Origin of the sequence: Dokdonella sp., assembly GCF_039926425.1 — a bacterium.
In the GTDB taxonomy this organism is placed as follows: Bacteria; Pseudomonadota; Gammaproteobacteria; order Xanthomonadales; family Rhodanobacteraceae; genus Dokdonella_A.
The window spans coordinates 1-6,024 of record NZ_JBDSWZ010000163.1 but is presented as its reverse complement, the minus strand read 5'-3'; the positions used below and the strand labels follow the sequence as shown (position 1 = coordinate 6,024).

The 6,024-nt window shown below is 65.3% G+C and carries 5 protein-coding genes; 3 read left to right on the top strand and 2 right to left on the bottom strand.

What is annotated here, in order from left to right; translation table 11 throughout:
* The coding region (gene grxD / locus ABIV12_RS09630; RefSeq protein ID WP_348058655.1) for a Grx4 family monothiol glutaredoxin at window positions 1-782 on the bottom strand (782 nt) is incomplete at its 3' end.
* Between the two features lie 186 nt (window positions 783-968).
* On the opposite strand from grxD, the gene ABIV12_RS09625 reads away from it, so the two are divergent.
* The gene (locus ABIV12_RS09625; RefSeq protein WP_348058653.1) at window positions 969-3,011 is read left to right on the top strand and encodes an Ig-like domain-containing protein; all 2,043 of its coding nucleotides are present in this window, start codon (window positions 969-971) and stop codon (window positions 3,009-3,011) included.
* A gap of 129 nt (window positions 3,012-3,140) precedes the next feature.
* On the opposite strand, the gene ABIV12_RS09620 is transcribed toward ABIV12_RS09625, so the two are convergent.
* The gene (locus ABIV12_RS09620; RefSeq protein WP_348058651.1) at window positions 3,141-3,944 is read right to left on the bottom strand and encodes a UDP-2,3-diacylglucosamine diphosphatase; all 804 of its coding nucleotides are present in this window, start codon (window positions 3,942-3,944) and stop codon (window positions 3,141-3,143) included.
* Window positions 3,945-4,127: 183 nt separating this feature from the next.
* On the opposite strand from ABIV12_RS09620, the gene ABIV12_RS09615 reads away from it, so the two are divergent.
* Together ABIV12_RS09615 and ABIV12_RS09610 are read left to right on the top strand one after the other, a co-directional pair.
* Complete coding sequence (locus ABIV12_RS09615) at window positions 4,128-5,321, top strand: BtaA family protein (RefSeq protein ID WP_348058650.1); 1,194 nt, start codon at window positions 4,128-4,130, stop codon at window positions 5,319-5,321.
* A partial coding sequence (locus ABIV12_RS09610) for a class I SAM-dependent methyltransferase (RefSeq protein ID WP_348058648.1) occupies window positions 5,308-6,024 on the top strand: 717 nt, incomplete at its 3' end. The genes ABIV12_RS09615 and ABIV12_RS09610, both read left to right, overlap by 14 nt.

The following is a 6,024-nucleotide window of genomic DNA, read 5'->3' as shown; positions in this document are numbered from 1 at the left end:
AGCGGCGTGTCTTTCGGTAGCGCAGAGAGGCGCGCGTGCGATTCGGGCGTCAGCACGTCGGCTGGCGCGAACGGTGCGGTTGCGCGGTCCGGTGCGGGACGCACATCGATCACCGTGATGTCGCCGGCGTCGATGCGGCGCTTGAGTGCGTGCACGTCGAGCGACTTCACCGCCGGCGGTGCAGCCGGCAGGAAGATCGCGAGTCCTTCTCCATGCGGCGTCTGCGTCCAGTCGATCGTGGCGCCGCGCGCGCGTTGCGCACTGGCGACGTCGAAATGGATGTCGAGGCCGTTCGCGTCAACCACGATGTCGTTCGCGCCGGGCTCGCGCAACTGGAACTGCGGCTGGAAGCGACCGTCGACGATCAGGAACAGCTTCGACTCGCCGGCATCGCCGAGCGCCGCGCCGATCTTCGCGACGGCCGCGTCGGACACGGTGATCGAGGGGGGTGTGCGATCGGGTTCGGCGACCCCGAGCGCGCGATGCAATTCGCCCGAATCGAACATCGACTGCACGATGTCGGCGCCGCCGACGAGTTCACCACCGATGTAGAGCTGCGGAATCGTCGGCCAGTTGCCGTAGTCCTTGATGCCGGCACGGATGTCATCGTCGGCGAGAACGTCGACCGTCTCGTAGTCGTCGAGCAGCGCATTCAGTCGATCCGTCGTGGCCGCGGAGAAGCCGCATTGCGGCGCGTGACGCGAGCCCTTCATGAAGAGGACGACGCGGTTGCTGGCGAGCAGTGTCTCGATGCGCGTGCGCGTGGCGGGAGTGAGCGACATGGGCGGAATCCGTGGCGAGTCAAAGGGGAATGATACGCGGCGCACGCGCGCCCGTTTGGTACAGCGCGACTTATGGGCAATAATCCGCGGCGCAAGGGGAACGATGAACGCGCCATGGGTGCCGCGATCGTCGAATCAGGGCGGTTCGGCCAATGGGCGAGCCAAAAATCGGGTCAGGGAGAAATCATGGAACGTCGCACGTTGCTCGCCGCAGCGATCGGTCTCGCGTTGTCCGCCACGAGTGTGGCGCAGACCGCCTCTCCGCCTGGCACGCCGCCGACCGCCGACGCGATGGTGCCGGTCACCTACGTCGGTTCCAATGCGCGTGTGTCGCTTGGCGTGAACGAGCACGGAGACGTCCTCGGCGAAGTGCTGGGCATTCTGGGCAAGACCGACGAGCACGCGTGGCTCGGCCAGCTTTGGCTCGGCCAGGGCGGCTCCGGTGGCGCACAAGTCGATTACCACTGGCTGCGCGGAGGCGCGGATGCGGCGATCGAGCATCCCGACGACGCAAGTGTGATGAAGGTATTCGGCGCGTTCGACCAGAACGCGTGGAAGGATCGCAAGGTGTCGCTCGGCGTCGGCTGGGAAAAGAACGACTTCTCCGTCGATGGCTATCTCACGCACGCAACCAGCGGATCGCGCCTGGCCAGCACCACGCTGACCAGCGACGTTACGCAGATCGGCGGCAGCGACGGCAACGGCGATTACACCCAGACGCAAACGATCGATACGCTCACCCAGGCGTTCGAACATCCCTACGACAACGGCATCGGCGCGCGCTTCGGCAAGTATTTCGACGAGCCGCTGCTGCGCGTTCGCGGCGGCGTGGATTACGAGCGCGGCAAGTACAGCTCGGATCAGTTCACGCTGTCACTCGGACTCGACAAGTATTTTGCAAACAGCGGGTTCAGCCTGTCGCTGCTCGGCGAGGCGTTGCGCAAGAGCGGCGACTTCGAGACCGACAAGAACGACACGCGCGGATGGCTGCTGCTGCGCTACGACATCGGCCAGAACTATCGCGCGCGCGATCCGTACCGCATGGTGCAGGTCGAACGCGCCGCACCCGCGGTCGCGCCGCCTCCGGCCGCACCGCAGGTCCTGCGCAACGAGGTCAAGCTCGACGGCGACGCGTTCTTCAACTTCGACCACGCCGAGCTTCGTCCCGATGCAATCGCCGCGCTCGACACATTGATCGCCAAGCTGCAATCGGCCAGCCGCGTCAGTCGCGTGAGCGTCGTCGGTCACACGGACTCGGTCGGTCCGGCCGCCTACAACCAGAAACTTTCGGAGCGGCGTGCGGCGAGTGCGCAGCGCTACCTGGTCGCACACGGAATCGAAGCCGACCAGATCGATGCGAGCGGTGCCGGCGAACTCGATCCGGCGTATCCGAACGACACGCCCGCCAACCGGCAGAAGAATCGCCGGGTGGATGTCGAGTTCCTGTCGATCGAGGAAACCACGACCGCACCGCCGACGCCGGAGCGCGTCACGCCGGGCGTCGAATGGGTGAAGGAACCGGTGAAGGCGCCGCCCGCGTGGATCGAGCGCGCGTTGCGCAATCCGGCTGAACACAAGCGCACCGTCGACGTGTACCGGTTCGAGAAAACCACCAGCACCACCACGCTCGGCCCCAAGGAGTACACCAATCATCCGCCCGTTGCGCAGGACGACACCGCCGCCGTGGACGAGAACTCCACCGACAATCCGATTGCGGTGCTGGCGAACGACAGCGATCCGGACGGCGATGCGCTGACGGTGACGGCGGTGTCGCCGCCGGCGCACGGCAGCGCCGCGGCCACTGCAACCGGTGTCAGCTACACGCCGGCGGCGAACTATCTCGGCACCGACGCGTTCACCTACACGATCAGCGACGGCAAGGGCGGCACTGCGACCGCGACCGTGCATGTCACGGTGTCGACGCCAAACCATCCGCCCGTCGCGGGTCCGTTGTCGGTGCGCGTGCTGAAAGGCGAGTCGATCACCATTCCTGTTCTGCAGGCGGCGTCCGACCCGGACGGCGACGTGCTGACCGTGGTGTCGATCGACCATACCGGCCCGATCCCGACCAACCTGGTCACGCTCAATGGAGACGGCACGGTGACGTACCAGTCGATCCACGGCTGGTTCGGCCAGGACTTCTTCGAGTACACCGTGTCCGATGGCCACGGCGGTACCGCGACCGGCACGATCAACGTTTACGTGTTCGAACTGCCGCCGTTCGGCTGAGGAACATCGGAGATCCGCCGCTCTTCCCGTGAAAGCGGGAGGAGCCATTGAACGTGCGAACGTGGGTCATCCGCGTTCGTGCAACGAATGGATGCCTGCTTTCGCGGGTGTGACGTCGGCAGACGGTCACTAGGCCGCGCTGGCCAGCGGCAACGGAACAGCAACCACAGCGGCGCTGTGTCCGAGCGCGATGCGTCGTTCGGTCCAGTGCAGCAGTTCCATCGCTCCATCCGCATGCTCGACCAGGGTCGTGCAATGTTCGACCCAGTCGCCGTCGTTGAGATACAGCACGTGCTCGTCCTGATGCATGCGGGCATAGTGGATATGGCCGCAGATGTGGCCATCGAAGCCGTCGGCACGCGCGCGATCGGCGACGCGCCGTTCGAAGTCGCGGATGAACCGAAGTGCCGATCCGATGCGTGTCTTGATATGGATCGACAGCGGCCGGTAATGGACGCCGCATGCGCGCAGCAGCCGGTTGCACCGCCGATTCATCCCGCACACGAAGCCCTGCAGCGCGTCGCCGAGCGTCACCAGCCACGCCGGCGTACTGCTCTCTCCATCGTGCTCGTCGCCGTGACTGACCCGGTAGCGCCGTCCGTCCGCGCCGACATGCACGGCGTCGAGCGCAATCTCGATGCCCGCGATGCGCTGACCGGCCAACCTGCGCAGGGCCGCATCGTGATTGCCGGGGATGTAGACCACACGCGTGCCGCGCGCCGCGATGGCGAGGATCTCAGCGACAATCGCCGTGTGGCTCGCGTGCCAGAACGGTCGCTTCGCCATGTTCTCGAAGTCGATGATGTCGCCGACGAGGTAGAGGCGCTCGCACTGCATCGAGCGCAGGAAATCGAGCAGGTAGCCGGCCTGGCAATCGGCGAGGCCGAGGTGTACATCGGAAACGAACACGCTGCGGAACGGAAGTCGCGTCATCTCGTTTCTCCTTCGAAGCGCGCGCAGCATGCGGTGCGAAGGTCGCGTCAGAATTGCAACGACGTTGCATTGGAGTGACACGCAGCGACATCAGGCGTCGGCATGTGGCGGCGAGGCCCTCAACACGGCACTGTCACATGACGCCGCTAGCGTGCACGCATCTCCATGCGGGAAGCCCGTGCGATGTCGACCCCGAACCTGCGCGACAAGCTCGACCAGACGATCTTCAACGCGATCTATTCGCGCAGCCTGGTCTACAACACCTGCTGGGAAGATCCGGCCGTCGACCGGCATGCGCTCGCGCTCGGGCCGGACGACAGCGTCCTGGTCATCACCAGTGCTGGCTGCAATGCGCTCGACTATGCGCTCGAAGCGCCGAAGCGGATCGATGCGGTGGACGCCAACCCGCGCCAGACCGCGTTGCTCGAACTGAAGATCGCGGGGATCCGCACGCTCGACTTCGACGACTTCTTCGCGATCTTCGGCGAGGGCTACCACGCGCGCTTCGCCGCGCTCTACCACGCGCATTTGCGCGATCAGCTCTCGCCGTTCGCGCGCATCTGGTGGGACAAGCGGTGCGGCTGGTTCACCAGCGGCTGCGGGAGTTTCTATTTCCACGGGCTGTCGGGCTCCGTCGCCCGCGGCGCGCGCGCGTATTTCGCCACACGTCCACGCCTTCGCGGCGCCATCGCAGACTTGTTCCGGGCACGCGATCTCGCCGAGCAGCGCACGATCTACGACACACGCGTTGCGCCACACTTGTGGAATCGCCCTGTCAACTGGGTGATTTCGCGTCAGTTCGTGATGAGTCTGCTCGGCGTGCCGTATCCACAGCGCCGCCTGGTCGAGGCGCAGCACGCGGGCGGCGTGTCCGGCTTCATCCACAGCGCCGTGCAATACGTCTTCCGTCAGCTGCCGTTGGCCGACAACTATTTCTGGCACGTCTACATGACTGGCCGCTATCGACGCGATTGTTGCCCGGAATATCTCAAGCAGCACAATTTCGAACGCCTCAAGGGCGGCCTCGTCGATCGCATCCACCTGCACACCACGACGGTGACCCGGTTTCTCGAGACGCACGAAGAACCCGTGTCGCGCTTCGTGCTGCTCGATCACATGGACTGGATGAGTTCGTACCACCCCGGTGCATTGGTCGAGGAGTGGGAAGCGATCCGCCGGCGTGCGGCGCCGGGTGCCCGCATCCTGCTGCGCAGCGCGCACGGCCGGCCGGCCTATCTCGACGACATCCGCATCGGTACGGAACAGGTCCCTTTGCGCAGCGCGTTCCGCTTCATGGATGAGGTGGCCGATGCGCTGCAGGCGCAGGACCGGGTCCATACCTACGCGGGTTTCGTGATTGCCGATGTCCCGGCTTGACGCATTGCGGGCAGACGCCGCTGTCCTCGCGCGATTGCTGCGCGGAATGCCGCGTTCGTCCTCCCACGCGCAGGATCTGTCTGCGTTCTACGGCCCCCAGTCCGATCACTACGACCGCTTTCGCGAACGATTGCTCCGTGGTCGTGAAGAACTGATCCGCAGCATTCCGTTGCCCGACCGCGCGCATGTGGTCGAACTCGGCGGTGGCACCGGTCGCAATGCCGAGTTCTTCGGAGACTCGCTGCACCGCATCGCCACGATCGAGATCGTCGATCTATGCACGCCGCTACTCGATCAGGCGCGCGAACGTGCACGACGCATCCCTCAGCTGCGCGCGGTCGAAGCCGATGCGACCACGTATCGACCGGCACAGCCGGTCGACGCAGTGATTCTTTCGTACGCCTTGACGATGATCCCTGACTGGCGCGCGACGATCCGCAACGCGATCGCCATGTTGAAGCCCGGCGGCATCCTTGCTGTGGTGGATTTCCACGTATTGCCCGCACCGCCGGATGCGCAGGCCGGTGAATCGCACGGGTGGTTCACGCGTGCGTTCTGGCCGACGTGGTTTGCCCACGACGGTGTCCGCTTGGACCCGGCGCACTTGCACACCTTGCGGGTGCATGTCCCGGATCACGAGATTGTTCAAGCCAGGGCGCCGGTGCCTTATCTGCCACTGGTGCGCGTTCCCTACTATCGCTTC

Bases quoted from the DNA above. Each gene is read 5' to 3' on its own strand.
- ABIV12_RS09625 (WP_348058653.1), top strand. From the start codon at position 969: ATGGAACGTCGCACGTTGCTCGCCGCAGCGATCGGTCTCGCGTTGTCC.
- ABIV12_RS09620 (WP_348058651.1), bottom strand. From the start codon at position 3,944: ATGACGCGACTTCCGTTCCGCAGCGTGTTCGTTTCCGATGTACACCTC.
- ABIV12_RS09615 (WP_348058650.1), top strand. From the start codon at position 4,128: ATGTCGACCCCGAACCTGCGCGACAAGCTCGACCAGACGATCTTCAAC.